This is a genomic window from Actinosynnema pretiosum (assembly GCF_024171695.1).
Taxonomy (GTDB): domain Bacteria; phylum Actinomycetota; class Actinomycetes; order Mycobacteriales; family Pseudonocardiaceae; genus Actinosynnema; species Actinosynnema pretiosum.
Window position 1 is genome coordinate 495,094 of the sequence record NZ_JAMTCF010000001.1, and the last position, 25,923, is coordinate 521,016.

Here is a 25,923-nt window from a genome sequence, read left to right on the forward strand (position 1 = left end):
ATCCCGCGACAGGGCGGGGTGTCCGGCGCTTTTCGCTGTGCGGGCAACGGTTGCGCAGGGTGACCGGGGTCACGCGCACGGGACGCCTAGCGCAGATTGTTGCGCTTTGGCAACGGCCGTTCAGGTGGTGTGCGACGGGTGTGGTTCGGGTGCGTTCCGGGTGCGCGTCAAGGGTCGTTCGGGCCTCGGGGCGGGGGTTGGACGTCCGGGGCGGGGGCGGAAGGAAGTCCTCGGGACGCCTCCCTTCCGCGCTGGAGGCGCGTCGTGACGAGGCGCCTGCCGCACGAGGACGGCGGAGCGCGGTCGGCGGGCAGGCGGTGAGCTGGTCGCGGCGCACGACGGCGGACGGGGCGGATGTCGTGGAGGTGGCTCAGCGGCGCCCCAAAGCGTTTGCGGCGGATACGGTGGCCCGGCAGCATCGGGCCCCGTGACCGCCTTCCTGGAGACCGCTCGACTGCGCCTGCGCCCGTTCACCCCGGACGACGCCGAGAACCTGCGAGCGCTCGACTCAGACCCCGACGTCATGCGGTTCATCAACGGCGGGCTGCCCACCAGCCCGGACGTGGTGCGCGAGCGGGTCCTGCCCAGGTTGCTGCACGTCCACCCGTGCCTGGGCACGCGCGGTTACTGGGCGGCCGAGGTGCTCGGCAGCGGGGAGTTCCTGGGGTGGTTCGAGTTCCGGCCGCTCGTCGAGGACTCGCCCGCCGTCGTGGAGCTGGGGTACCGGTTGCGCAGGTCGGCCTGGGGGCGGGGGTACGCGACCGAGGGGGCGCGGGCGCTGATCGACAAGGGGTTCGCCGAGCTGGGCGTGGAGCGGGTCACCGCGAACACCATGGCGGTCAACAGCGGGTCCCGGCGGGTGATGGAGAAGTCGGGGCTGGTGTTCCTGCGGGCGTTCACCGGGGAGTGGCCGGACCCGATCGCGGGGTCCGAGCACGGTGAGGTCGAGTACGAGCTGACCCGCGCCGGGTGGAGCGGCGGGCGGTAGGGGGTCAGTCGGCCTCGGCCAGGTCCGCCAGCAGGTCGGCCACGCCGCCGCGCGCCCGGCCGACCACCCGGCCGCTGGTGCGGACCACCACGTCGGTCTGGCCCGCCGCCCGGAAACCGGCGGACACCAGGCGCCACCACAGGTCCCGGTCCTCGCCGCTGTCCAGCGCGCGGTAGCCACCGACGGCCAGGAAAGCGCTTGCCCGCACCCCGAAGTCGGCGCCGTGCACGGTCGGCCTGGTCTCGCGCGCGACGAAACCCCGGTAGCGCCGGGACAGCTCCGCCTCCAGGCCCACCACCTCGACCGGCCCGGTCACCACGTCGGCGCCGTCCGCCGCGCGCGCCAGGTGCCGCGCCACCCAGTCCGGTCCGACGACGCTGTCCGCGTCGCTGCCCAGCAGCCACGTCCGCGCCGGGTCCCCGCCGAGCAGCCCGAGCACGTGCCGCGCGCCGAGGTCGCGCACCTGCCCGAGCGCCAGCTCCGCGCGCTGCTCCAGCACGACCGCGCCCGCCGCGCGGGCGCGCTCGGCCGTGTCGTCCAGGCACCGGTCGGCCACCACGCACACCACCGACCGCACCGGGCACGCCTCCAGCGCCCGCAGCGCCGCGCGCACCGCCTCGCCGACCGTGCCCGCCTCGTCGCGCGCGGGCACCACCACCCCGACCGCGTCGATCATCGTCGGCGCAGCGCGTGCAGGACGTAGTCCCGCTCCACCCGCTCCACCACCGGCTCCAGCTCCGGCCGCGCCAGCAGCACCCGGTGCGCGGCCTCGCCGTCGCGGGGCGCCTCGGGGGCCCAGTGCCGCCAGTGCACCGCCACCAGGTCGCCGCCGGGCTCCAGCAGGCCGAGCAACCGGTCCAGGCTCGCGTCCAGGTCGTCGTCGCCCAGGTAGTAGAGGATCTCGCTCAGCACCACCAGGTCCACCCGCTCGTTCGGCACCGACCCCGGCAGCGCGCCGTGCAGCACCCGCGCCCCGCGCGCGGTGGCCAGCGCCCGCCGCACCGCCCTGGGCACCGGGTCGAACGCGGTGACCCGATCGCACCGGGCCAGCAGCTCGCGGGTCAGCTCGCCCGCGCCGCAGGCGGGTTCCAGCGCGTGCCGGTACCGCTCGCGGGGCAGCGCGGCCAGCAGGGCGGCGCGCTTGTCCTTCTCGTACCGGGAACCCGCGGTGTCCCAGGGGTCCGCGCTCCCCCGGTACAGCTCGGTGAACCGGGTCAGCGGCGCGCTGGCCGTGCGCGGCTCGCGGAAGAGCACCTCGTCCTCGCGGTCGAAGTGGGTGAGCATCGACGAGTCCACGATCGGCTCCTCACCGTGCGGGCCGGGTTCCAGCTGGGAGGTGAAGGCCTTGAGGCCCGACGACTTGCGCTCGCGCTCCTGCGGCGTGAGCCGGTGCGCCGAGGCGAGCTGCCAGGGCAGGGCGGAGTCGACGCCCATCCAGTGCCACATCCAGATCGGGTAGGACCACCGGTGCGCGCGGGCGGGCGCGGCGGCGAGCGCGGCCCTGCCGACGGCGGCGTGGTCGGGGTGGGGGTCGTGCGGCCAGGGCAGGAGCACGACGTCGGCGTCGCGGGTCAGCTCGCGCAGGCGCTCGACCAGCTCCGGTTCGACGTCGGCGAGCCCGGAGTCGGGCAGCCCCAACCAGTGCGGTTCGACGCCGGTCAGGCCCTGGGCCTCCAGCGCGGCGACCATCTCCCGCCTGCGCCGCGCGCCCAGCTCGGCGCGTCCGGCCGCGTCCAGCGCGGGGAACGCCGCCTCGCCGTCGCTGGCCACGACCAGCCGCACCCGCGCGCCACCGGCGTGCAGCCGCTGCACCACCCCGCTGGCCCCGAGCGTCTCGTCGTCGGGGTGGGCCGCGACGACCACCGCCACGCGCGGCTCGCCCAGGTCGAGCGGGGGCAGCGCGAGGGTGGGCAGGAACCGCGCCCACTCGTGCTCCGGGGTCACGCTCTCGCCCACGCGCGCTCCTGTCCGACGCCGTCGACCTGGGAAGGACTTCCTCCTGCGGCAGCGATTCCCCCGTCGCCGGGGGTGGCCGCCGCTCCCGTGGCGCCACCCCCGGCTCCCCCGGCGACGCGGTCCCCGTCCGCGCGCCTCGCCTCGAGCACGAGCCGACCCAGTTCCGCGAGGTCCCGCTCGGCGTGGTGCTGCCGCACGTACAGCTGGAGGTCCGCCAGCGCCTGCGCGAAGCCCCGGTCCCAGGACAGCGGTCCGGGTCCGGTGGCGCGCGGCAGCAGGTCCATGACCGTCCAGGCGGTGCGCTCGGCGCTGGCGCGCAGCGCGTGCACCGCGATCGCGGGGTCGGCGTCGGGCCTGGCGTCGATGCCGTCCGCCGTGGCGCGCAGCAGCGCGGCGGTCCCGCGCAGCGCGGTGTGCAGGGCGCCCAGGTGCGCCAGGCGGTGCTCGTCCACCCGCGCCGAGGAGCGCAGGTGCCGGACCAGCCGCTCGACCAGCCCGGCGCTCCCGCCGTGCCACACCGCCGCGACTCCCCCGCCGCCCCAGAGGAAACCGGGTCGGCCGGTGTAGAAGCCCGCGGGTCCGACGACGCGCGTGGCGGGCACGCCGTCGAAGGTGACGTCGGCGCTGTCCGAGGCGTCCATCCCGATGGCGCGCCAGGAATCGCCGTCCCGCAGCACGCGCGGGTCGGTCAGGTCCACGTCGACCAGGACGTCGCCGTCCTCGCGCGCCGCGACGACCAGTGCCCGGTCGAGCCCGTGCGCGCCGGAGCAGAACCGCGTGGTCCCGGTCAGCGCGCCGTTCTTCAGCACCGCGCCCGTGCCGCCCGCCTTGGACGCCCACACGCCGTGGAGGCCGGGCAGGACGTCCTCGCCCGCCTCGCGCAGGATCGCCACCGCGTCGACGTGGCCCTCGGCGAGCCGGGCGAGCGCCAGGTCCCGCCGCCCGAGCGCGGCCAGCGCCTCCCAGCGGACGGCGGTCGAGCCCTGCCCCGGCTGGGGGAGGTCGAGCGCGCCCAGTTCCAGGAGTTCGCGCAGGGAGTGGACGACCGAGGCGGCCGTGCGGTGGTCGGGCATGACCGCAGATACCTCTCGCCGACCGGTTCAAACACGAAGTGCGTGTGACCGCCACCACCCTACTGTTGGACACTCTGTCCAGAAGTAGGACACATCGTCTACATTCCATCCCATGACACCTGAACCCGATCCGAGCGCCGACGCGATCCTGACCGCGCTCAAGTTCGTGCTGCCCGGACTGGCCGCCACGTTCGGCCGGTCCTGCGAGGTGGTGCTGCACGACTACCGCGTCCCCGAGCACTCGGTGGTGGCGGTGGCGGGCGAGGTGACCGGCCGCCACGTGGGCGGCGCGATGAGCGAGATCGGGCTGTCCGTGCTGGCGCGCGGCGACGACGCCGAGCCGATCGTGGGCCAGCTCACCCGCACCCCGTCCGGTCGCCTGGTGAAGTCGTCCACGCTGCCGCTGCGCGACGCGCGCGGCCGGGTGTTCGGCGCGCTGTGCGTGAACCTGGACGCCACCGCGCTCCAGCAGGTCGGCGACCTGCTCAGCGACCTGCTCGGCGGGACCGCGCAGCCCATGCCCACGACGTTCACCGACGACGTCGAGCAGGTGCTGGACGCGGTGATCCGCGCCGAGACCCCCGGTGACCCGGCCGCGCTGCCGAGGGCCGACCGGCTGCCGCTGATCGCGGCGCTGGACCGCAGGGGCGTGTTCCGGCTGCGCGGAGCGGCCCCGAAGGTCGCCGCGCGGCTGGGCGTGTCCCGCGCCTCCCTCTACGCGGACCTCGCCGAGTGCCGCAGGACCACCGACTCCGGGAAGGAGCCCACCGCATGACGCCGCCCACCCCGCACCTGCGCCTGGACCGCGAGGTCCTGCGGCGCAACGCCGACCGGTTGCGCGCCAGGATCACCGCGCTGGGGTCCGCGCTGCGCCCGCACGTGAAGACCTCGAAGTCCCCCCGCGTGGCGGAGGTCCTGCACGGCGGCGCGCCGGGGCCGATCACGGTGTCGACGCTGCGCGAGGCCGAGGTGTTCGCCGACGCCGGGTACGACGACGTGCTGTACGCGGTCGGGATCGCACCGTCCAAACTGGACCGGGTGTGCGCGCTGCGCGAGCGCGGCGTGGACCTGGTGGTGCTGCTGGACAGCGTCGAGCAGGCGGAAGCCGTTGCGGCGCGCGGGGTTCCGGCGCTGCTGGAGGTGGACTGCGACGGTCACCGGGGCGGGGTGCTGCCGGACTCACCGGCGGTGCTGGAGATCGCCGCCGCGCTCGGTGACGACCTGCTGCGCGGGGTGCTGACCCACGCGGGCGAGTCGTACTTCCGGTACACCCCCGAGGCGCTGGCGCAGGCAGCCGAGCACGAGCGCGCCACCGCCGTCCGGGTCGCGGAGTCCTTGCGGGCCAACGGGTTCGCCTGCCCGGTGGTGAGCGTCGGCTCGACCCCGACCGCGCACGCCGCGCGCGACCTGACCGGCGTCACGGAGGTCAGGGCGGGGAACTACGCGTTCTTCGACCTGGTCATGGCGGGCGTCGGCGTGTGCGGGCTGGCGGACCTGGCGCTGTCGGTGGTGGTCACCGTGATCGGGCACCGCCGTGAGCGCGGCTGGATCATGACCGACGGCGGCTGGATGGCGACCTCCCGCGACCGGGGCACCGGGGTGCAGGCGGTGGACCAGGGGTACGGCGTGGTGGCGCTGGAGGACGGCGGGGTGGTCGAGGACCTGCTGATGGTGGGCGCGTCCCAGGAGCACGGGGTGCTGGGGATGCGCGAGGGCAGCGCCCGCGAGCTGCCGGACTTCCCGGTCGGCACGAGGTTGCGCGTGCTGCCCGTGCACGCCTGCGCCACGGCGGCCCAGCACGGGGAGTACCACGTGGTCGGCGGCGGGCGGGCGCCCGAGGTGTGGACGCGGGTGAACGGGTGGTGAGCGCGGTGCGGGTGCTGGCGGAGGAGCGGAGCGCCGAGCTGGCGACCCCGGAGCTGGCGTTCGGGGCGGCGCGGGCGGCGCTGCTGGCGGCCGTGGACGGGGGCGCCACGACGTTCCCGGTGGTGGTCGCCCACGCGCACGAGCGGGCGAACCGCTTCACGGTGAAGTCCGCGTCCACGCCGGAGGTCGCGGGCGTGAAGGTCGGCACGTACTGGCCGGGCAACGCGGACGTCCCGAGGCACAGCTCGACGATCCTGCTGCTGGACGGCGGAACCGGCCGGTTGGCCGCCGTGGTGGAGGCGGGCGCAGCGAACGCCCTGCGCACGGCGGCGGCGGACGCGGTGGCCGTGGAAGCCCTGTCCCGCGCGGACTCCCGCACGCTGGCGATCTTCGGCGCGGGCCACCAGGCGCTGCACGAGTGCGTGGCGGTGGCGCGGGTCCGGCGGCTGGAGCGGATCGCGGTGGTGGCGCGCGGCGGAGGCGAGGAGTTCGTGTCGGCGCTGCGCGCGAGGGGCCTGCCCGCCGAGCTGGACACCCCGGAGTCGGCGTGCGCCAGCGACGTCGTGGTCACCGCGACCACCGCGCGCGCCCCGCTGTTCGACGCGCGCTGGCTGCGCCCCGGCGCGCACGTGTCCAGCATGGGCTCGGACGCGCGGGGCAAGCAGGAGCTCCCGCCCGAGCTGCTGGCGACCGCGACCCTGTTCTGCGACCTGCCGACCCAGGCCGGGGAGGTCGGCGAGCTCCAGCACGCCCCGGCCGGGGCACCGGTGACCGCGCTGGGCCACGTCCTGTCGGGCGCGGCGCCGGGAAGGCGGTCGGCGGAGGAGATCACCGTGTTCGACAGCTCGGGGCTGGCCGTGCAGGACCTGCACCTGGCGCTGGCGCTGCTGGCGGCGGACCGGGCCGGGGAGCGCGGCGGGAACTGATCGACGCGGCTGTTTCGCCGCCGTTCGACCACACCCGCGCGCCGCGTCGAGCTGAATTCCTTCGACGTCGTTTCACCTACCTGAATCCTTTGCGCCGAAGGAAATCCCCCGTTGACAGCGCGCATTTCCGGTCCGTAGCGTCCGTTCCGCCCCGCACTCCGGTTCCGCTGCCGCGAGACCTCGGGAGGAACAACAAAGGTGTTGACTCGTCGAATCCTGTCCGGAATGGGCGCGCTGCTGCTCGCCGCGGTCGCGGTGACGGCAGGCGCGGGGACCTCGTCGGCCGCCGGGAGCACGTTCCCGTCGCCGAACGGCTCGCAGGGGGTCGGGGCGAAGATCAAGGTGTCCGGGTCGTACGACGGTGGCCTCAAGCGGTTCTACGGCACCGGCGACCTGGGCAACGGTGGTCAGGACGAAGGGCAGTCGCCGCTCTTCGAGCTGGCCAACGGGGCCACGCTGTCCAACGTCGTGCTCGGCTCGCCCGCCGCCGACGGCGTGCACTGCCTCGGCACCTGCACGCTGAACAACGTGTGGTGGGAGGACGTCGGCGAGGACGCCGCGACGCTCAAGGGCTCCTCCTCGTCGCAGAAGATGACCGTGAACGGCGGCGGGGCGCGGAAGGCGTCGGACAAGGTGTTCCAGCACAACGGGCCGGGCACGATCCACATCAAGAACTTCCAGGTCGACGATTTCGGGAAGCTCTACCGCTCGTGCGGCAACTGCGGCACGCAGCACAAGCGGAACGTGATCATCGAGAACGTGACCGCGTACTCACCGGGCAAGGTGCTCGCCGGGATCAACACGAACTACGGCGACACCGCGAAGTACGCGAACGTCACGATCGTCGGCGACAGCAGCAAGAAGATCGTGGTGTGCGAGAAGTACAAGGGCGTCACGAGCGGCGAGCCGAGCAAGATCGGCAGCGGGCCGGACAGCACGAACTGCCTGTACTCCAGCTCGAACATCACCTACCGGTAGCCGGGCGGCGAGGTGGCCCGTTAGCGGCCTCGGCGGTCCCGCCCCGCCCTGCGAGGGGCGGGGCCGCCGGTCACGCCACCGCGCGCGGGGCGGGCTGCTCGGCGTCCACCCGCACCGCCCGCACCAGCGGCGCCCAGTCGCCCGGCTCGGCCTCGGCCGCCGACAGCAGGTCCAGGAACGCCCGCAGCACCGCGCGCGGCCTGCCGAGCTGGTCGGCGCAGTGCCTGGCGAACTCGCGCAGCGCCTCGTCCGGCAGCGCGCTCGGCCCGCCGCCCGCGTGCACGTCCCGAACCGCCTCCAGCAGCCGGGTGAACTCCTCGCCGTCCAGCGCGCGCAACCGCACCACCGGGCCGAACAGGTCCTCGCCCGCCGAGGGCAGCGCGGTGCGCAGCGCCTCGCAGGTGTGCAGCCCGTAGCGGGGATCGGTGAGCGCGCTGGGGGTTCCGGCGAACAGGTGCGCCAGGTGCGGGCTGGCGCCGCCGAGGCTGTCCTCCACGATCCGCCGCACCGCCTCGTGCTCGGCGGCCCGGTCCCCGGCGGCGGCCAGGGTGTCCAGCTCGTCCAGGCACACCAGCAGACCCCGGTAGCCCGCCATCGTGGCGAACCGGGCCAGCAGCTTGAGCCGGTCGGCCAGCGGCACGTCGTCCAGGGTCTCGCGCAGGCCGAGGGCGGCGCGGGCGCGGGCGGGCGGGCACTCGCCGCGCAACCAGCGCAGCGCGTCCACGGCCAGCAGCTCGTCACCGGTGTGGTGACCGCGCCAGTAGGCGGCGACGGCCTCGGCGAACCCGTGTCCTCCCGGCAGCTCGGCCAACCGGGCGGCGCGCTCGCGGATCACCCGCTCCGGGTCCCGGCCCCGCTCGCGCGCCACCGTGACGGCGGTGGACGCGAAGCGCTCGACGACGGCGGCCAGCGCGCCGCCGCCGTGGCGGGCGGGGGTGGCGGTGGAGCGGGTCAGCTCGGTGTACAGCGAGCGGGCGCCCTCGGCGGTGGCGACCAGGGACCGGTCGGCGGTGAGGTCGGCGCGCAGCGCCACCAGGCGGCGGTCGAGCGCGAGCCCGCGGACCAGGTTCAGGAAGAACGTGGTGCCCGAACCCGGTTCGCCGATGACGAACCGGGCGGTGGAGCCGCCGTCGACGACGCGGTCGAGGTCGCGCTCCAGGGCGCGCGCCTCGCGGTCCCGGCCGACCCTGAGGTGGTCGAGCCCCAGCAGCGGAACGGTCTTCGCCCGCAGCGACCGCAGGACGGCGGCGCGCTCGCGGGGGCTGGCTGCGGTCATGCGAGGAGCTCCCCCAGTGCGGTGTCGTTGACCAGCAGGCCGTGCTCGCCGGGTTCGGCCACCGGTTCGCCGCAGGCCGCGACGGCGGCCTCGTTGAGCGCGTCGAGCGCGCCGATCGGGAGCAGGTGCAGCGCGGCGCAGCGGCGGTCGAACTCGGCGCGCGGCCAGACCGGGCGGGCGGCGAGCTCGCGCAGGAGCGCGGAGTGGCCCGCGTCGAGACCGGGGACGAGGTCGACGGGGAGGACGGCGCTGCGCGGGGGCGGGGTGGTGGGGTCGTCCTCGGCCAGTGCGGCGTGGAGGTGGGAGGTGGTGGGGTCGGCGGGTTCCTGGCGGGGGTCGGGGACCGGGGAGGGGGTGGTGGGAGGTTCGGCGGGGGACGGGGACGGGGGCAGGGCTGCGGGCGGCTCGGGTGACAGGTCGACGGTGGTGAGTTCGAGCAGGGCCGGGACCTCGGCTGCGGCGGGGAGGACGGTCGGGACGGCCTCCGCGTCGGGTGACGGTTCGAGGAGCTGGACCTCCACCACCTCCGCCGGTTCCGGGGGCGCTTCGAGGGCCGGTGCCGGGTCGGCGTCAGGGGTGGGTGCGTCGAGCGCCGGTGTGGCCTCGGGTTCCGGTGCGGGCGGCAGTTCCGAGGTCGGTTCCGGTGCGGGCAGCGGTTCCGGGGTCGGTTCGCTCGGGTCCAGCGCGGCGCGCATCCGGCGGAAGACCTGGTCAACGCCCGGTGGCGCGGTGTCGACGCGGGCCGCGCCCGCCGCCAGGTCGGCGATGTGCACGCGCTGTCCCAGGGTGAGCCCGCCGAGGCGCTGCGGCGGGGTCGGGGCGCCGGGGGTGAGCAGCAGGACGGCGTGGGCGTTCAGCCTGGCCACCTCGCCGCCGGTCAGGCGCAGCGCGGTCCCCAGGTGCGCGGTCAGGTCGACGCGCTCCGGCTCGGACAGGCCCTCCCCCTGCGCGGCCAGCCGCAGCAGGGTGGACGCGGCCCGGTACTCGGGGGTCGCGGCGTGCGGCAGCTCGTCCCCGTCGGGCACCCGGAACAGGGCGGCCGGGCCGGTCGCGCGCGGGTCCTCCAGGCCCGTGCGGGCGTCCGGCTCCAGGCCGACGCCGAGGTGGCCCAGGAGCGCGGGCGCGCCGATCGCGCCCGTGCCGTCGAACCCGCCCGGCCACAGCGCCACCAGGTCCGCCAGCTCGAACACGCCGAGCGCGGCCCCCTCCGGCAGCACGCGGGACACCAGCGCGCGAAACGGGTCCAGCGCGGGTTCCCCGCCGGTCACCACGCAGCTCGGCAGCAGGGCCAGCGCGGGCGGGGTGCCCTCGGCGTCCGGGTCGTCCGCCAGCAGAGCGGCGTGGGCGTCCAGCTCGTCGGCGCAGGTGTCGAGCAGCTCCGCCAGCGCCCTGGTCGGGGCGGGGGTGGTGAGCACGTCGGGCAGGTCGGTGGGCACCTCGGCGGTCGGGATGCCCTCGGCGGTGGGGCGGTAGCGGACGGTCAGCGGGGGCGCGGCCGGGTTGATCAGCAGGCCTTCGCCGTGGCGCTCGTGGTAGCGGGCGGTGAACAGCTCGCGGAACCGGGCGCGGGCGCGCGGGGCGTCCAGGGCCGGGTGCAGCAGGGCCCAGGCGTGCGCCCACTCGACCGGGACCGGTTGACCGGCGGCGGCCAGCTCGCCCAGTGCGACGCGGAGCGCGAGCGGCGGGTCGGGGCGGTCCCAGCGGGCCGGGTCGGGCAGGGGGCGGTCGTCGAGCAGGACGTCGACCAGGTCGAGCAGGGCCGTCGCCGAACCGTGGAACGGGCGGTGGCGGCCGTAGCGGGAGCGCAGGTCGCGCAGCTCGGCGCGGACGGCGGGCAGGTCGGCTCGGGCGCGGTCGGCGACGACGCGGTGCTCGAGGCCCGCCAGGAACAGGAAGACGTGGCCGATGGGGACGGCGCGGTCGCGGCGGCCGGTCGCGAGCCAGCGCAGGTGCGCGGCCCGGTCGCGGGGGGTCATGGCGTGGTAGGCGGGGTCCGGGTCGCGGCCAGTGGCCTCGGCGGACGGGCCGACCGGGAGGGTGGGGTCGATGACGTGGCCGGTGCCGGGGGCGCCCGCGCGGCCGAGGTAGAGCAGGCCGCCTTCGAGGGTGTGGCCCGCGAAGTGGACGGCGACGCCCTCGGGGAGCCAGAACGGGGGTTCGGCGGGGGCGGGGTGGTCCTCGGGCGGGGGCTGGGGCGCGGGAGCCGCTGTTGGGGCGGTGAGCTCGGGGACGACGGCCGGGACGAACGGGCGCACGCGGTCGGCGGGCGGGGGTTCGTCGGCGGGGGTCGGGTCGTCGGCGGGCGGGGGTTCGGCGGGGCCGGGGGTGCTCGTGGCGGGTGGGGCCGGGTCGTTGTCCGGGTCGTCGTCCGGGACGGTGCTCGGGGCGTCGTCCGGCGGGAGGAGCGCGACGTCGGCGGGCTCGAAGGTGCCGGTGGCCGACGCGTAGTGCTCGAGGTCGTCCTCCGGTTGCCGCCGAGCGGCTGCTCGCTCGGCGGGACCGGGTGAACCGGTCGGCCCGTGGACCGGGTCCGGTTCGTGTTCGGGGTGTTCCGAGTCGGGTAACCCGAGCGCGCGCCGTAACCGATCTGCCAACCCCATCGGGCCTCCCCCGCCGAACGCCGGTCCGGGATTGCTCCGGCCGGACCAGTTGTCGCTCTGTCAGCCGCTACGTCGCACACGGGGTGATCACCGTTAGCCCTCGAACGGGTGAACCAACCCCACGCACCGGCAGCGGCGTCCTGAGCCGAACGCCCCCTTGACGCTCACCCGCTCGGCGGGCAGGCTCTATGAAGATCGTTTGTTAGCGCTAACATCTGTTCAACGGAGAACCGATGCCCACGGCCCGGCGCCGCCAGTCCCCGCCCGCACCCCCGACCGCCGCTCCGACACCCGGTTGGGCCCCGACCTGCCCGCACGCCACCGGACGCGCGACGGGAACGGCCGCACGGGGACGCGTGGAACGGCTGCGGGCCGCACCGCTCCCGATCACGGCACTGCCCGGAACCGACGCGCTCGCGCCCGAACCGACCCGACCCCCGCCCGGTTCCGGCCCGGTTCCGCGAGCCGCACGCGCGCGGCGGGGCGCGCCTGAGCGAGGAGCCGTTCCGGCGCACGGTCGGACACCGGGCCCGTCGCCCGACCGGACGGCCTGGCGGACACCTCACGCGTCGCTCGGGCCACCGCTCGGACAGACGACCGGACAGACCCCCGACCCGCCACCCGGCCGGACAACTGACCGGCCGCTCGATCCACCACCCGAGCGACAGTCCGGCCGAGCGCCCCGCTCGCCACTCGGTCCGGAGCCCACCCCCACCGCCGACTCGTTGCCGCCGACTCGTCGCCGCCCGTCCGAGGGCTTCACCTGTCAACAGTTGGCAGTTACGAGACCGGTGGCACGGCGCCCAACCACCGGAAACCCGGTCGCCGCGCGCTCGGCACCAGCCATCCCAGGCACAGGCCCAGTGCGCCACCCCCAGCCCGCCCAGCGGGCCCCACAGGCCGCCCAGCGCGGCCACCCCGACCTCGCCTGCGGCAGGGCAACCCCCCGCCTCCGGCGATCGGCGGGCGGCGAGCACGCCCGCCGCACACCCGTCAGACCCCTACAACACGAGGACGTGGCTGTGAGACTGGTTTCCCCCGGCGGTTCCGCGCCGATGACCGCCCCCCGCGCGGCGAGGGCGGCGTGAAGGCGCGTGCGGCGCTCGCCGCGATCGTGGTCGCCTCGGCGGCCCTGTCCCCCGTCGGCGCGGCTCAGGCGCAGGCGCAGCAGGCGGACGTGACCGTGCGCCCCGACCCGACCTACCGGCAGGAGCCGTTCCAGGGCTGGGGCACGAGCCTGGTCTGGTTCGCCAACGCCACCGGGCAGTACCCGAACTCCGTCCGGAACGAGCTCGCGGACCTGCTGTTCTCCGCGCAGGGCCTGAACCTCAACATCGCCCGCTACAACATCGGCGGCGGGAACGCGCCCGACGTGCCGCCGTACCTGCGCGCCGGTGGCGCGGTGCCCGGTTGGTGGAAGGCGCCCGAGGGCACCACCCGCACCGACACCGAGTGGTGGGAGCCCAATAACCCCGAGCTGTTCGACGCCGAGGCCGACCCCGGTCAGCGCTGGTGGGTCGACAAGATCAAGTCCAAGGTCGACCGGTGGGAGGCGTTCAGCAACTCCCCGCCGTGGTTCCAGACCGTCTCCGGTTACGTCTCCGGCGGTTTCGACGCGAACGCCGACCAGCTGCGCACCGACAAGATCGACGAGTTCACCGCCTACCTCGCGCAGGTCGTCGAGGAGATGGAGGACGCGCACGGCATCGAGTTCGACACCGTCGACCCGTTCAACGAGCCGAACACCAACTACTGGAGCACCCGCCTCGGCGCGGACGGCAACCCCACCGGCGGCAGGCAGGAGGGCGCGCACATGAGCCCCGCCCTGCAGGCCAAGGTGATCCCGTCGATGGTGCAGGCCTTGCGGGACAAGGGCTTGACCGCCGCCGTGTCCGCGCCGGACGAGACCAACCCCGGCACGTTCGCCGCCGACTGGGCCGGGTACCCGGCGTCGGTGCGCGCGCAGGTCGGCCAGCTGAACGTGCACACCTACGGCACCGGCCAGCGCACCTCGGCGCGCGACATCGCCAAGGGCGCGGACAAGCCGCTGTGGATGAGCGAGGTCGACGGCTCGTGGGGCTCGGGCCAGAGCTTCACCAGCATGGACCCCGGCATCGGCATCGCCGAGCGGGTCGTGGACGACCTTCGGGAGCTGGAGCCCCGGTCCTGGGTGCTGTGGCAGGCGATCGAGGACTACGACAACATGAAGCCGGGCGGGGAGTCGCCGCAGGGCGCGAACTGGGGCGTCGTCCAGGTCCCGTTCTCCTGCACCACCTCGGACTGCGAGGTGCGCACCAACACGAAGTTCGACACCCTGCGGAACTTCACCCACCACATCAAGCCGGGTGACCGGATGATCGGGGTGAACACCACGACGGACGTCGTCGCGATGCGCGGCGAGTCGCTCAAGACCGTGGTGCACGTGAACAAGGCCGAGCAGGCCAGGACCGTGGCGCTGGACCTGCGCTCGTTCAAGCGGATCTCCAAGAACGCCAAGGTGCAGCCGGTCGTCACGGACGAGTCGGGCGCGCTGGTCGAGGGCGCCGAGGTCGCGGTGCGCGACGGCGTGGCGACGCTGACCGTGCCCGCGCGGTCGGTCACCACGTTCCGGGTGTCCGGGGTCTCCGGCGCGATCGGCTCCGAGGCGCTGGGCGCGGAGGACGCGTACCGGCTGACCGGCGTGCAGAGCGGGAAGTCGTTGGCCCCCAACGGGACCGCGCTGGTGCAGCGGAACTCGGCCGAGGTCGACGACCAGTACTGGGAGCTGGAGCGGCTGGACAACGGGTTCGGCAACCGGGTGCGGTTCGCGGTGGTCAACGCCGGGACCGGGCAGCGGCTCGCGGCGGTGGGCGGCGAGGCGGTGCTGCGCTCGGCGGACGGGCCGGAGGCGCGGTGGATCATGTCGTCCACCGGTGACGGCACGTGGACGCTGGTGAACGCGGCCACGGGCGCGATGCTGGACGTGGTGAGCCAGTCGACGGCGGACGGGGCGAAGGTCGGGCTGTACACGCCGACGTCCGGCCCTAACCAGCGCTGGACGGCGACGCCGCGCTAGTCGTCGTGCGAGGAGGGCGCCGTTCCCCGGCAGGGGGGCGGCGCCCTCGTCGTGGGCGGGCGGGTCGGGTCGTGGGCGGGTCCGGTCGGGTCGTGGGCGGGTCAGCCGGGGAACGGCCAGGGGTTGGGCGCGCACACCTTGCCGTCGTTGGGGACGACCCCGCCCTGCGCGGACCCGGCGGTGATCAGGTTGATCTCGTCGTTGGACGTGCTGAACGTCTGCTGCATCATCACCGGCGCGGGCGCGCCGTGCTCGGCGCAGGGCACGTGGCCCTGGCCGAGGGCGTGCCCGACCTCGTGGTTGACCACGTACCGCCGGTACCCGTCCAGGTCGCCGAGGTAGGCGACCGCTCCCCTGGCCCAGCGGGCGGCGCTCAGGTCGACCGCGCCGCCGTCCCGGCAGGACACGTCCACCGGGATCTGGAAGCCGCAGCGCTCGCGGGCGGTGGCCTGGGAGGTGAGGCGGACGCGGAAGTCCGGGACGCCCGAGTCGACGCGGCGCAGCGCGAACCCGGCCGAGATCCAGCCGCGCGGGTCGGCGAGGGTCTGCTGCACGAACCCGGCGAACGCGTGCTCGTCGACCTGGACGCCGTCCTCGACCTCGACGGTGTAGCTGAGCGCCGATCCGCTGCCCGCCTCGGCGAAGGTGCCGGGGACGACGTGCCAGGTCCCGTTGCCGCGCTCGGGGAACGGCCCGCCGTCGGGCAGGTCGGACGAGCGCTCGTAGACCCGTCGCGGTTCGGGCTCGGAGTCGACCGCCATCGGTTCCGCCCGCGCCAGCTCGGGCTCGGCGGGTTCGACGGCGTCGGGCGCTGCGGGGTCGGACGCGGCGGTGTCGGACGCGGCGACGTCGTCCGGTTCGGCTTCCGCGACCGGTCCGGTGGGCGGCTCCGCTGGCGGCGCGGCCACGCCTGCGGCCGTGAACACGACCGCCGTGGCCAGGCACGCCAGGAGCGCCGGGGTGACCTTCATGCCCACAGGGTGCCCACTAATCGTGAAGATCCTGTTTTGTTCGCGCTTTTCCCCCGTGAAGGCGGTGCATACTGCGGCCGTGCGCGCACGCATCCTCGTCGCCGAGGACAACCCCCACCAGGCGGAACTCATCCGCCGCTACCTGGAGCACGACGGGCACGACGTCACCGTGGTGGGTGACGGGCGGGCGGCGATCGACGAGGCCCGGCGGAGCGCGCCGGACCTGCTGGTGCTGGACGTGATGATGCCGGGCGTCGACGGGCTGGAGGTGTGCCGGGTGCTGCGCGCCGAGTCGGACGTCCCGATCGTGCTGCTGACCGCGCGAGCGCTGGAGGACGACGTGCTGCTCGGGTTCGACCTGGGCGCCGACGACTACGTCGTGAAGCCGTTCCGCCCCAGGCAGATGGTGGCGCGGGTGCGGACGATCCTGCGCAGGGCCGGGCGGTCCGCCGGGCCCGCGCCGTCGCCGGTGCTGCGGGTCGGGGACCTGGTGGTGGACCCGGTCCGGCACGAGGTGCGCCTGGCGGGCGAGCAGGTCCCGCTGACGCCCGCGGAGTTCCGGCTGCTGTCGGTGCTGGCCGCGCAACCCGGCCGGGTGTTCACCAGGGCGCAGCTGCTGGACGACGGGTTCATCACCGCGCGGACGGTGGACGTGCACGTGATGAAGCTGCGGCGCAAGGTGGAGCGCGATCCGCGCGCGCCGGAGCGGCTGCTGACCGTGTACGGCGTCGGCTACAAGCTCGTGTGAGCGACGGCGTGCGCACGGGGCGCAGGCACAGCCTGCTGGTGCGGATCTCGGCGATGTCGGCGCTGATCGCGGCGTGCTCGATCGCGGTGACGGCGTGGTTGGCCTCGCAGGCCACGACGGGCGCGATCCGGCAGGAGCAGGGCGAGGCGCTGTCGGTGGACGCGCGGATCTACGACGAGCTGCTCGGGTTCGCCGCGACGCACCCCGGCTGGGACGGCGTGGAGTCCACTGTGGACCGGTTGGCGGCGGAGACCGGGCGGCGGGTGGCGCTGACCACCCCGAGCCGCGCGGTGCTCGCGGACTCCGGCGGTCCCGGCGCGCCGGAGCTGCCGGTGAACCCCAAGGTGCAGGTCGACCCGCTGACGGTGAACGCGGTGCTGAAACCGGACGGCGGCGGGCAGATCGACCCGCGCGCGGTGGGGCCGTTCGCGCTGGGCGAGAAGGTGCTGGCGCGCCTGGAGGCCAGGCTGGAGCACGTGCGGCGGTGCTCGTCGGTGGTGGTGCGGCGGTTGCCGAGCGGGCGGCCGTGGGTGGCCGAGTCGGTGGTGTCGCCGTGGACCTCGGCCGCGCCCGACGGCGTGGACGGCGCGGACCCGGCCTTCCCGTGCGACGCGCTGGGGGTGAACGTGCCGCTGGAGGAGGAGCTGCCCGCGCTGGCGGACCTGGAGGCGCGGGTGACCGGCTGCCTGGCGCGCACCTCGTCGAAGCAGGACCAGGCCGTGCTGCGGTTGCTGGCGAAGCGGGACGCGGGCTGGTACCTGCGCGACGAGGTGGTGCTGGAGCAGGAGTGGTCGGCGTGCGTGCTGGCCTCGCGCAAGGAGCAGCTGGCCGCGCACGTGGCCGCGCCCGCGCTGCTGTTCCTGACCGCGCCGACCGGAGGTGAGCCGCAGCCGATCGACCTGTCCACGGCGGGCGCGGCGCGGATCGCGGTGACCGGCGCGGGAATCCTGGTGGTGGCCGGGTTGGCGTCCTGGGGGACGGCGACGGCGGTGGTGCGGCCGGTGCGGGCGCTGACGGCGGCGGCGCGGCGGATGACCGGCGGGGACCGGGCGGTGCGGGTGCGCGAGCCCAGCGGCGAGGTCGGCGAGCTGGCGGGGGCGTTCAACGCGCTGTCGGAGCGGTTGGCCGAGGTGGAGCGGCAGCGGAAGGCGATGGTGAGCGACGTGGCGCACGAGCTGCGGACGCCGCTGGCGAACATCACCGGGTGGTTGGAGGCGGCGCAGGACGGGTTGGCCGAGCCCGATCCGGCGCTGATCGCGATGCTGCTGGAGGAGGCGTTCCTGTTGCAGCACATGGTGGACGACCTGCGGGACCTGGCGCAGGCGGACGCCGGGGCGCTGCGGTTGCACCGGGAGCCGGTGGACGCGGCGGAGCTGGTGGCGCAGACGGTGGCGGCGCACCGGGTCGCGGCCGGGGCGCAGGGGGTGCGGTTGGAGGTGGCGTGCGCCGGGGGGCTGGTGCTGCACGGCGATCCGGTGCGGTTGCGGCAGGTGCTGGGGAATTTGGTGGGCAACGCGGTGCGGCACACGCCGTCCGGCGGGTCGGTGGTGGTGCGCGGGCGCGGCGGGGGCGGCGTGGTGGTGCTGGAGGTGGTGGACACCGGGGAGGGGTTGGCGGAGGAGGACCTGGCGCGGGTGTTCGACCGGTTCTGGCGGGCCGACCCGTCGCGCAACCGGGCCACCGGCGGCAGCGGGCTGGGGCTGGCGATCAGCAGGCACCTGGTGGAGCTGCACGGGGGTTCGGTGACGGCGGAGAGCGAACCGGGGGTGGGGTCGGTGTTCCGGGTGGTGCTGCCGGTGGGGGACGCCGACGTGTGACGTCCCCGACCGGCGGCGTCCTCAGCCCGCGAGGGTGCGGAGCGAGACCTCCCACAGCCGGTCGGCGGCCTCGGGGTCGAGCGCGTGGTCGGCCACGCCCCGGTTGGTCCCCGGCACGAACGGGCCCGCCTCGGCGCAGTCCTCGAAGTACTTGCCGCCCAGGCCTTCCAGCTCGGGCGCGGTGGCGACGTAGACCGAGGTGGCCGCGCCCTGCTCGGGGGTCTTGCGCCGGACCTCGGTGACGCCCGCCGCCGCGCGGGCCCGCGCGATCTCCTCCGGGTCGACGTGGCGCTGGAGGTTCGTGCTGATCGAGCCGGGCATCAGGGCGTTCACCGTGATCCCGTCGGCGGCCCACCTGGCGGTGGCGCTCACGCCGAACAGGACGTTCGCGGTCTTGCTCTGCGCGTAGGCGTCCCACGCCTGGTACTCGCGCTCGGCGCAGTGGACGTCGTCGAAGACGACCGGCGAGCGGTGGTGGGAGCTGGAGCTGACCGAGACCACGCGCGCGCCGCCCGCCGCCGCGAGGTGCCGGTGCAGCCCCTTGGTGAGGGCGAAGTGGCCGAGGTGGTTGGTGGCGAACTGGAGCTCCCACCCCTCGGGGGTGCGGGTGAGCGGGCAGGCCATGACGGCGGCGTTGTTGACCAGCAGGTGCAGCGGGTCGTCCCAGTTGGCGGTGAAGGCGGCCACCGAGACCTGGTCGGCCAGGTCGAGCGGGGCGACGCGCACTGCGGTGTTCCCGGTGGTGGCGGTGATGTCGGCGGCGGTGCGCTCACCGGCGGCGCGGTCGCGGACGGCCAGGGTCACCTCGGCCCCGGCGGACGCGAGGGCCCTGGCGGTCTCGACGCCGATGCCGGAGGCGGCGCCGGTGACGACGGCGCGCTTGCCGGTCAGGTCGATCCCGGCCACCACCTCGGCGGCCGTGGTGGAGGCGGTGAAGCGCGGTGCGGTGTTCGCGGTCATGGTCTCCCCGAGCGCTGGGCTAGGATGAAGCGGAGGTTCCTCCGCTTCTCCGAGACTAACCGGAGGTTCCTCCGCTTCGCAACCGATCCCGGAGGACGCCGCCGTGACCGACCCCGACCAGCGCCCGCTGCGCGCCGACGCCCAGCGCAACCGCGACAAGCTCCTGGCCGCCGCGCTGGCCGCGTTCACCGAGCGCGCCGACGCGCCCCTGGAGGGCATCGCGAAGCAGGCGGGCGTGGGCATCGGCACCCTCTACCGGCACTTCCCGACCCGCGAGGCGCTCATCGAGCAGGTGTACCGGGCCGAGCTGGACCGGCTGTGCGACGCCGCGCCGCACCTGCTGACCACCGCGCCACCCGAGGTCGCGCTGCGGCGGTGGATGGACCTGTTCCTGGACTACCTGGCCACCAAGCGGGGGCTCGCCGACGCGCTGCGCGCGGTGATCACCGGCGCGGAGACCCCGTTCCCGCACGCCAGGAAGCGGCTGCTGGACGCGCTGAGCGTGCTGGTGGACGCGGCGGTGCGGACGGGCGCGCTGCGCGACGACGTGCCCGCGCTGGACGTGCTGGTGGGCATGGCCGGGATCGCGAACGCCACCGACGACGCCGCGCAGGCCGGGCGGCTGCTCGACCTGCTCGTGGCCGGGCTGCGCGCCGGGCGCTGAGCGCTTTCCCGGCAGGGGGAGGAGAACCGGCCGCGACGGCGGCGCAACCCCTACTCCCGTGGCGTGTTTCACGGTGCCGCACAACGGTTTCTCACCGCCTCCACACCGATCCCGCACCCACCGCAGGTGGAGTCGATCTTGCCGTGGGATCGGGTCTAGGCTCTCCCCCTGACGATGGCGGCGGTGCCGATTCGGCCCTGGCACAGTGGGGTTTTCGCGTGGTGAGGAGATGGCGCGCGGCGTGCGGCGCGGTGGCGGCGGCGGCACTGGTGGGCACGGGCGCGGCGGCGGGCCCGGCGCACGCGCAGGACGCCGGTGAGATCGCGGGCACGGTCTGGATCGACAAGGACCAGGACCGGCAGCCCGGCGAGCACGAGGCGCGCCGGGCGGGCGTGACCGTGACAGCGCTCCAGCGCTCCACCGGTGAGCGCAGGACCGCCACGACGGACGAGCGCGGCGACTTCCGCTTCACCGGGCTGCCGCTGGGCGCCTACGAGGTGGAGGCCGACCGCACCGGGTACGCGACGCTGGCCGACCGCACCTGGGACGTCGAGCTGACCTCCGGCTCCCCCAGGGCAGGGCAGGCGTGGTTCCCGCAGCAGGGCGGCACGCTCGGCGGTCAGGCGAGCGTGGACGCGGACGACGACGGCGCGCGCGACGCCAACCCCGAGCGGGTCGCGGTGACCGTGCACCTGTGGGGGCGCGACCTCACCGGGGCGGAGGTCCGCGCCAGCACCACGACCTCCGACTACGGCTGGTACCACTTCGACGCGCTGGCCACCGGCGTCTACCAGGTCAGGGCGGAGGTCCCGCAGGGCTACCGGCTCGCCAGGCCGAACGCGGGCGCGGGCTCGTCCGGCGCGCACACCGACTTCGACCTGCTGGGCGCGGACGCCACGAGCCTGCCGGTGCGGTTCGCCGAGACCGGCTCGCGGTACGCGGCCGTGGACATCGGCTTGGTGCGGGGTGAGGGTGTCGCTTCGGAACCGGTGCTGGTCAACGCGGCCAGCGGGTGGTGCGCGGACCAGGAGATGCCCGGCGGGGCGGTCACCGCAGGGGTCGCGGCGGGCGACTGCCACGGCGGCGACAACCAGCGCTGGAAGCCCCGGTGGGTGGAGCCGGACGTGGTGGAACTGGTGGACGCGCGCACCGGGTTCTGCCTGGACCAGGAGTTCCCCGGCGGAAGGCGGACCAGCGGGGTCGGCGCGTACCGGTGCCACGGGGGCGCGAACCAGCGGTGGCGGGTGAGCCACGACGAGCAGGGCGGCGAGCCGTTCACGGCGGTGAACCTGGCGACCGGGGAGTGCCTGGACCAGGAGTACCCGACCGGGACGCCGACGACGGGGGTCGGGGCGTACCGGTGTCATGGTGGGGCGAATCAGAGCTGGGTGGCTCGGTGAGGTGAGGGGGTTCGGGGCGCACCTACGGGCTGCAAGCCGACCGCACTCCCAAGCTGTGGTTGAGCTGCTTCGCGGGTTGACCACCTCGCAGGTTGACCACCTCGCAGGTTGACCGCTTCGCGGGCTGCGGGGCGAGCGCAGCGAGCCCGCAGCTCCCTGATCCCGCGTCCCTCTTCTCCGTTTGGCCTGGCGCAGCCCGAGCACGCTTGTCAAGATGCCGCCGCATTGTGCGGCAGATCGCCCGAGTCATACGGCGTCTTGACAAGCGTGCTTGCCTGAAAGGAGGCCAAACGGAGAAGAGGGACCCCGCCCATCGCAGGGGTACAACGGGACCAACGGCGGAAGAGTCACCGGCCGGCAGAGCTCGTGTCCCCTCTTTTTTGGAGGTCTGCCCCGCCGGCGAGGCGTTCTTTTTAGCTTTTGACTTGGCTTTTGACTTGGGTTTTAAAGTCAAAAGATTAAAGTCAAGAGCTACAAGCACGCCTCGCCGGCGGGGCAGACCTCCAAAAAAGAGGGAGACAGGCTCTGCCGGCCGGTGGCCGTTGGGTTGGTGGTCCCGTTTACCACTGCGATGGGCGGGGTCCCTCTTCTCCGTTTGGCCTCCTTTCAGGCAAGCACAGGCGTCAAGACGCCGTTTGACACCCCGGTCTGCCGCTCAGTGCGGCGGCATCTTGACACCTGCGCTCGGGCTGCGCCAGGCCAAACGGAGAAGAGGGACGCGGGATTGGGGCTGCGTGGGCTCGCTGCGCTCGCCCCGCAGCCCGCGAAGCGGTCAACCTGCGAAGCGGCTTGGTGCGGTGAGGGCCCGCGTCGTTCGTGACGCGGGTCCCTTTTCTCGCCCCAACAAGGAGATCAGCGCCTCTCCCAGAAGTTCAGCGCCCGACCTGCGGGAGCGCCAGGTTGCGCGGCAGGTCGGGGCGGCCGAACAGGAAGCCCTGCCCGAAACCGCAGCCCGCCCTGCGCAGCCACTCCGCCTGCTCGGGCGTCTCGATGCCCTCCGCGACGGTCACCGCGCCCAGCACATCCGCCAGGTCGATGATGCAGCGCACCACGCCCGCCGTGCGGCCGGTGTCACCGAGCGCCCAGGTGAACGACTTGTCGATCTTGACCACGTCGAACGGGTAGCGGTGGAGGTAGCTCAGCGAGGAGTAGCCGGTGCCGAAGTCGTCCAGCGCCACCCGCACGCCGGTCTCCCGCACCGCCATCAGCGCCCGCATCGCGGCCTCGTCCGCCCACACAGACTCGGTCACCTCGATGGTCAGCGCCGAGGCCTGGAGGCCCGACACGTCGAGCGACTTCGCCAGCGCGGCCAGGAAACCGGGCGCGGACAGCTGTCGGGTGGACACGTTGACCGTGACCCCTAGCTCCCGCCCCGCCGCGCGCCACCCGGCCGCCTGCGTGCACGCCGAGGTGAGCACGCTCGACCCCAGCGGCACGATCAGGCCGGTCTGCTCGGCGAGGCCGATGAACTCGCCCGGTCCCAGCAGTCCGCGACCGGGCCGCTCCCAGCGCACCAGGGCCTCCGCGCCGGAGATCGCCGTGGTCGCCAGGTCGACGATGGGCTGGTAGTGCAGGACGAGCTGGTCGGTGCCGATGGCGGCGCGCAGGTCGAGCTTGTCGCGCTGGCGGGCCAGGGCCTGCTCACCCATCTCGCGGCGGAAGTGGCGGGCGCGCGCGCCGCCCTCGCGCTTGGCCACGTACATCGCGGTGTCGGCGTCGCGCAGCAGCTCGGCGGTGCCGACCACCCCGGCCGCCGCCGAGGACACGGCGACGCCGATGCTGGCCTGCATCCGCACGTCGTAGCCGAGGTCGGACCAGGGCTTCTCCAGCTCCGCCAGCACGGCCTTCGCGAGCTGCCCGCAGGCCTGCTCGTCGAGGCCGGGTGCCAGCACGGCGAACTCGTCGCCGCCGAGGCGCGCGGCGACCGCGTCCGGTTCGACGGCGGCGCGGATGCGGCGGGAGGCGGCCACCAGGTACTGGTCGCCCACGTCGTGGCCCTCGGTGTCGTTGACCTCCTTGAACTGGTCGAGGTCGAGCACGAGCAGGCCGACGTCGCCCGCGCGCAGCGCGCGGTCCAGCAGGTGCAGGAAGTGCGAGCGGCTGGTCAGGCCGGTGAGGACGTCGCGCTCGGAGCGGTGCCGCAGCTCGTCCTCCAGGCGGCGGCGGACGCTGATGTCCACGGCGGCCACCAGGGTCCGGTCCTCGTCGCCCGCCTGCTCGACGCGCACCGGGTGCAGCGCGAGGACGCGGTCGCGGTCGGCGACCCAGACCTCGACCGGCTCGGCGTCGGCGTCGCGGCAGCCCTTCTCGCACACCGCGATGTTGGGGCCGTGCGGGCAGGGCACGGCGGCCCCGTTCTGGCCCGCCCAGTCCAGCAGGAACTGGGCGCGCTCGTTGTGCAGCACGGGCACGCCGCCGGAGTCGAGCAGCACCAGGCCGATCGGGCTGGCCTGCAGGACGGCGGTGGCCGTGGCGCGGGCGTGCTCGGCGCCGCGCTGGGCGGACTCGGCGCGCAGCACCGCGCGGGCCGACTCGTGCAGCGCGGCGGCGGCGACGGCCATGCCCGCCAGCGGCATCAGCAGGGTGGGCAGCAGCTCGGGCTGGATCACGTCCCGCGACAGCGCCGCGCCGAGGCCAGCGAGGTAGCAGCCGACGACCACAACGGCCTTGGCCCAGAAGCCGGTGTCCTCGGGGTAGAGGGCGCGGCGGACCGTGGCGCCGATCACGAAGCCGACGACGACCTGCGGGTCGGGCAGCAGGAGCAGCGAGGCGAACGCGACCACGCCCTCCAGCGGCGGGATCCACCAGGCGTCGCGGGGGACCCGGAGCCAGCACGCGAGGACGCCGACGACCAGCGCGGCCACCCCGATCGGGAGCGGCCCCTCACCGGTCGCGACGAGGCTGCCGATCGTGAGGACCCCGCCGAGCCAGGCGAAGACGGTGGTCAGCAGCCTGATCCGGTGCAGCGTCCTGCGACCGGTTCGGTGCGCCGAGCCCGAGGCGGGAGGCACGTCCGCGGCCACGGGAACGGGTGGACGTTTCACGCGAGCTTCCCCCAAGCCACGGCTCGTAGACCGAGTGCTCTCACATGCGGCGAAGTTGGCACTATCTGATCCTCGCACGGGCGCGACAACCGCCATCCGGGTGAGTCGACTGACCCGGTCGGCCCGATTTCCGTCCACTGTGGACCGGGCGGGGCCGTCAACCGGGGGTTCGAGCTTTTGCATCGTTGTAAGGCGGGGGTGAGGTGGGGGTGGCGGGAGCGGCGGTCCACTGTGGACTTCCGGGGCGTTTTCACCTGCGGAAACACGAACTTCTTGCGTGCGCCCGTGACAGAGTGTGCCCGGTGGGCGTGGACGCGTGACGATCGAAGCGCCCGACCGGTCGGCGGCCATGACGGTGACCCGCTAGGGCGGTGTGGGACGGAGGTGGGTGGTCGGAGACGAGGTGGCGGCAGTGCTGACGTGAAGCCGCAGAAGTGTGGTGACGGGCCAGCAGGACGAGGACCCGCTACCCGACCTGTTCTGACCGCCGCGCCAACTCCTCCAACAACGGCACCGCAGCAGCCGGTTCCGGCAACCCCAGCATCTCCTCCCGCACCGCGAGAGCCGCCTCCCGGTGCGCCCCCGCCAGCACCCCGACCACCGCCTCCCGCACCCCCTCCGGCGTCACCCCCACCGGATCCAGCCCGACCCCCACCCCGAGCCGCTCGCACCGCTCCGCGTTGTGCGGCTGGTCCGCGCCCATCGGCAGCAGCACCAGCGGAACCCCGTGCCCCAGCGCGCCCATCACGCTGCCCGAACCCCCGTGCGACACCACCACGTCGCACCCCGGCAGCACCTGCGACTGCGGCAGGTACCGCTCCACCCGCACCCGCTCCCCCACCCGGAACTCCGCCGGGTCCACGTGCTCCCCCACCGTCGCCACCACGTCCACCGGCAACCCGGCCAACCCCGCCAGCACCCGCGCGAACAGGTCCCCCGACTCGCTGTTGAACACCGTCCCCAGCGTGAAGCACACCGCCGTCCCCGAGGAGCGGCCGACCGGACCGACGACCGGGCGCACCGGGAAACCCGTTCCCGGCAGCGGGAAAGCCGGGTCGCGGAAGCTCGGGGGGAACGGGGACAGCAGCAGGTTCCGGCTCAGCATCAGCAGGTCCGGGTCGGCGGGCAGGCCGTGCGCCGCGCGCAGCTCCGCCAGCGGCTCCCCCACCACCTCCGGCCGCACGAACGACCCCGCCGCGATCACCTGCGCGTTGACGTGCGGCACCCCGGCGCGCTCGGCCGCGACCACGCCGCCGAAGTCGACCTCCTCGCACACCACCACGTCCGGCCGCCACGCCGCGAGCAGCTCCAGCAGCAGCGGCGCCCGCCGCCCCGCCTCGCGCCGGGCGAAGCCCTCGCGCAGGTCGTGGTCCTCGCGCTCCCGGTCCGGCGCGAGCAGCGGCAGCCGGGGCGGCGCGGCGGTGCTGCCGCCGAGGTCGAACACCTCGAACCCGGCCGCCCGGACCGCCCGCCGCCGGGCCGAGGCGCAGGCGAACGCGACCTCGTGCCCGGCCGCCCGGACGGCCGAGGCGGTGGGCACGAGCGGGAGGAAGTGGCCGAGGCCGCCGACGAAGGTGAACAGCACGCGCACCCGCGCCAGC

19 protein-coding genes are annotated in these 25,923 nt (G+C 74.8%); 10 read left to right on the top strand and 9 right to left on the bottom strand.

Translation table 11 applies throughout. The features are described from left to right. Window positions 1-427: 427 nt before the first annotated feature. Entirely contained in the window at window positions 428-988 is a 561-nt protein-coding gene (locus LV78_RS01885; RefSeq protein WP_253842820.1) for a GNAT family N-acetyltransferase, read from the top strand. A 4-nt stretch (window positions 989-992) separates the two neighbouring features. On the opposite strand, the gene LV78_RS01890 is transcribed toward LV78_RS01885, so the two are convergent. The 3 genes from LV78_RS01890 to LV78_RS01900 are packed head-to-tail and all read right to left on the bottom strand — an operon-like array spanning window position 993 to window position 4,017. After that, window positions 993-1,664 carry a glycosyltransferase family 2 protein gene (locus tag LV78_RS01890; protein WP_253842821.1) on the bottom strand — a complete coding sequence of 224 codons (672 nt, stop codon included), beginning with the start codon at window positions 1,662-1,664 and terminating at the stop codon, window positions 993-995. Next, window positions 1,661-2,944 (bottom strand): PIG-L family deacetylase, encoded by a 1,284-nt coding sequence (locus LV78_RS01895; protein ID WP_253842823.1) that lies wholly within the window; start codon window positions 2,942-2,944, stop codon window positions 1,661-1,663. The genes LV78_RS01890 and LV78_RS01895 overlap by 4 nt, the downstream gene beginning before the upstream one ends. Then, window positions 2,929-4,017 (bottom strand): acyl-CoA dehydrogenase family protein, encoded by a 1,089-nt coding sequence (locus LV78_RS01900; protein ID WP_253842824.1) that lies wholly within the window; start codon window positions 4,015-4,017, stop codon window positions 2,929-2,931. Before LV78_RS01900 ends, LV78_RS01895 begins: the two co-directional genes overlap by 16 nt. Before the next feature lie 112 nt (window positions 4,018-4,129). Between LV78_RS01900 and LV78_RS01905 the strand changes: the two genes are divergently transcribed. The 4 genes from LV78_RS01905 (at window position 4,130) to LV78_RS01920 (ending at window position 7,787) form a co-directional block, all read left to right on the top strand. Next, window positions 4,130-4,792, top strand: coding sequence for a helix-turn-helix transcriptional regulator (locus tag LV78_RS01905; protein ID WP_253842826.1), 663 nt, complete (start codon window positions 4,130-4,132; stop codon window positions 4,790-4,792). Beyond that, window positions 4,789-5,883: an alanine racemase gene (locus LV78_RS01910; protein ID WP_253842828.1), complete on the top strand. Its 1,095-nt coding sequence runs from the start codon at window positions 4,789-4,791 to the stop codon at window positions 5,881-5,883. The genes LV78_RS01905 and LV78_RS01910 overlap by 4 nt, the downstream gene beginning before the upstream one ends. Further along, window positions 5,880-6,809 carry an ornithine cyclodeaminase family protein gene (locus LV78_RS01915; protein WP_253842829.1) on the top strand — a complete coding sequence of 310 codons (930 nt, stop codon included), beginning with the start codon at window positions 5,880-5,882 and terminating at the stop codon, window positions 6,807-6,809. Before LV78_RS01910 ends, LV78_RS01915 begins: the two co-directional genes overlap by 4 nt. Before the next feature lie 225 nt (window positions 6,810-7,034). Beyond that, a complete protein-coding gene (locus LV78_RS01920) occupies window positions 7,035-7,787 on the top strand; it encodes a pectate lyase (protein WP_301305743.1) in 753 nt (250 codons plus the stop codon). A gap of 70 nt (window positions 7,788-7,857) precedes the next feature. Here LV78_RS01920 and LV78_RS01925 read toward each other — a convergent pair whose 3' ends face one another. Next, entirely contained in the window at window positions 7,858-9,063 is a 1,206-nt protein-coding gene (locus LV78_RS01925; protein WP_253842833.1) for a BREX system ATP-binding domain-containing protein, read from the bottom strand. Then, complete coding sequence (locus LV78_RS01930; protein WP_253842834.1) at window positions 9,060-11,663, bottom strand: TerB N-terminal domain-containing protein; 2,604 nt, start codon at window positions 11,661-11,663, stop codon at window positions 9,060-9,062. Before LV78_RS01930 ends, LV78_RS01925 begins: the two co-directional genes overlap by 4 nt. Before the next feature lie 1,084 nt (window positions 11,664-12,747). On the opposite strand from LV78_RS01930, the gene LV78_RS01935 reads away from it, so the two are divergent. Continuing rightward, window positions 12,748-14,718, top strand: a complete 1,971-nt coding sequence (locus LV78_RS01935) for an RICIN domain-containing protein (RefSeq protein WP_253842836.1) — start codon at window positions 12,748-12,750, stop codon at window positions 14,716-14,718. 101 nt (window positions 14,719-14,819) lie between these two features. Here LV78_RS01935 and LV78_RS01940 read toward each other — a convergent pair whose 3' ends face one another. Then, window positions 14,820-15,689: a DUF3152 domain-containing protein gene (locus tag LV78_RS01940; RefSeq protein WP_253842839.1), complete on the bottom strand. Its 870-nt coding sequence runs from the start codon at window positions 15,687-15,689 to the stop codon at window positions 14,820-14,822. 79 nt (window positions 15,690-15,768) lie between these two features. Here LV78_RS01940 and LV78_RS01945 point away from each other — a divergent pair, with 79 nt between their 5' ends. Together LV78_RS01945 and LV78_RS01950 are read left to right on the top strand one after the other, a co-directional pair. Then, on the top strand, window positions 15,769-16,437 hold the full coding sequence (locus tag LV78_RS01945) for a response regulator (RefSeq protein ID WP_253842841.1): 669 nt from the start codon (window positions 15,769-15,771) through the stop codon (window positions 16,435-16,437). After that, the gene (locus tag LV78_RS01950) at window positions 16,434-18,254 is read left to right on the top strand and encodes a sensor histidine kinase (RefSeq protein WP_253842843.1); all 1,821 of its coding nucleotides are present in this window, start codon (window positions 16,434-16,436) and stop codon (window positions 18,252-18,254) included. Before LV78_RS01945 ends, LV78_RS01950 begins: the two co-directional genes overlap by 4 nt. Window positions 18,255-18,275: 21 nt before the next feature. On the opposite strand, the gene LV78_RS01955 is transcribed toward LV78_RS01950, so the two are convergent. Continuing rightward, window positions 18,276-19,214 (bottom strand): SDR family NAD(P)-dependent oxidoreductase, encoded by a 939-nt coding sequence (locus LV78_RS01955; protein WP_253842845.1) that lies wholly within the window; start codon window positions 19,212-19,214, stop codon window positions 18,276-18,278. A 103-nt stretch (window positions 19,215-19,317) separates the two neighbouring features. On the opposite strand from LV78_RS01955, the gene LV78_RS01960 reads away from it, so the two are divergent. Both LV78_RS01960 and LV78_RS01965 read left to right on the top strand, forming a co-directional pair. After that, on the top strand, window positions 19,318-19,878 hold the full coding sequence (locus LV78_RS01960) for a TetR/AcrR family transcriptional regulator (protein ID WP_253842847.1): 561 nt from the start codon (window positions 19,318-19,320) through the stop codon (window positions 19,876-19,878). Window positions 19,879-20,099: 221 nt separating this feature from the next. Beyond that, the gene (locus LV78_RS01965; protein WP_253842849.1) at window positions 20,100-21,278 is read left to right on the top strand and encodes an SdrD B-like domain-containing protein; all 1,179 of its coding nucleotides are present in this window, start codon (window positions 20,100-20,102) and stop codon (window positions 21,276-21,278) included. Between the two features lie 872 nt (window positions 21,279-22,150). Here LV78_RS01965 and LV78_RS01970 read toward each other — a convergent pair. Both LV78_RS01970 and LV78_RS01975 read right to left on the bottom strand, forming a co-directional pair. Next, the gene (locus LV78_RS01970; RefSeq protein WP_253842851.1) at window positions 22,151-24,322 is read right to left on the bottom strand and encodes a putative bifunctional diguanylate cyclase/phosphodiesterase; all 2,172 of its coding nucleotides are present in this window, start codon (window positions 24,320-24,322) and stop codon (window positions 22,151-22,153) included. Between the two features lie 466 nt (window positions 24,323-24,788). Continuing rightward, window positions 24,789-25,913: a glycosyltransferase gene (locus LV78_RS01975; protein WP_253842853.1), complete on the bottom strand. Its 1,125-nt coding sequence runs from the start codon at window positions 25,911-25,913 to the stop codon at window positions 24,789-24,791. Window positions 25,914-25,923: the final 10 nt, after the last annotated feature.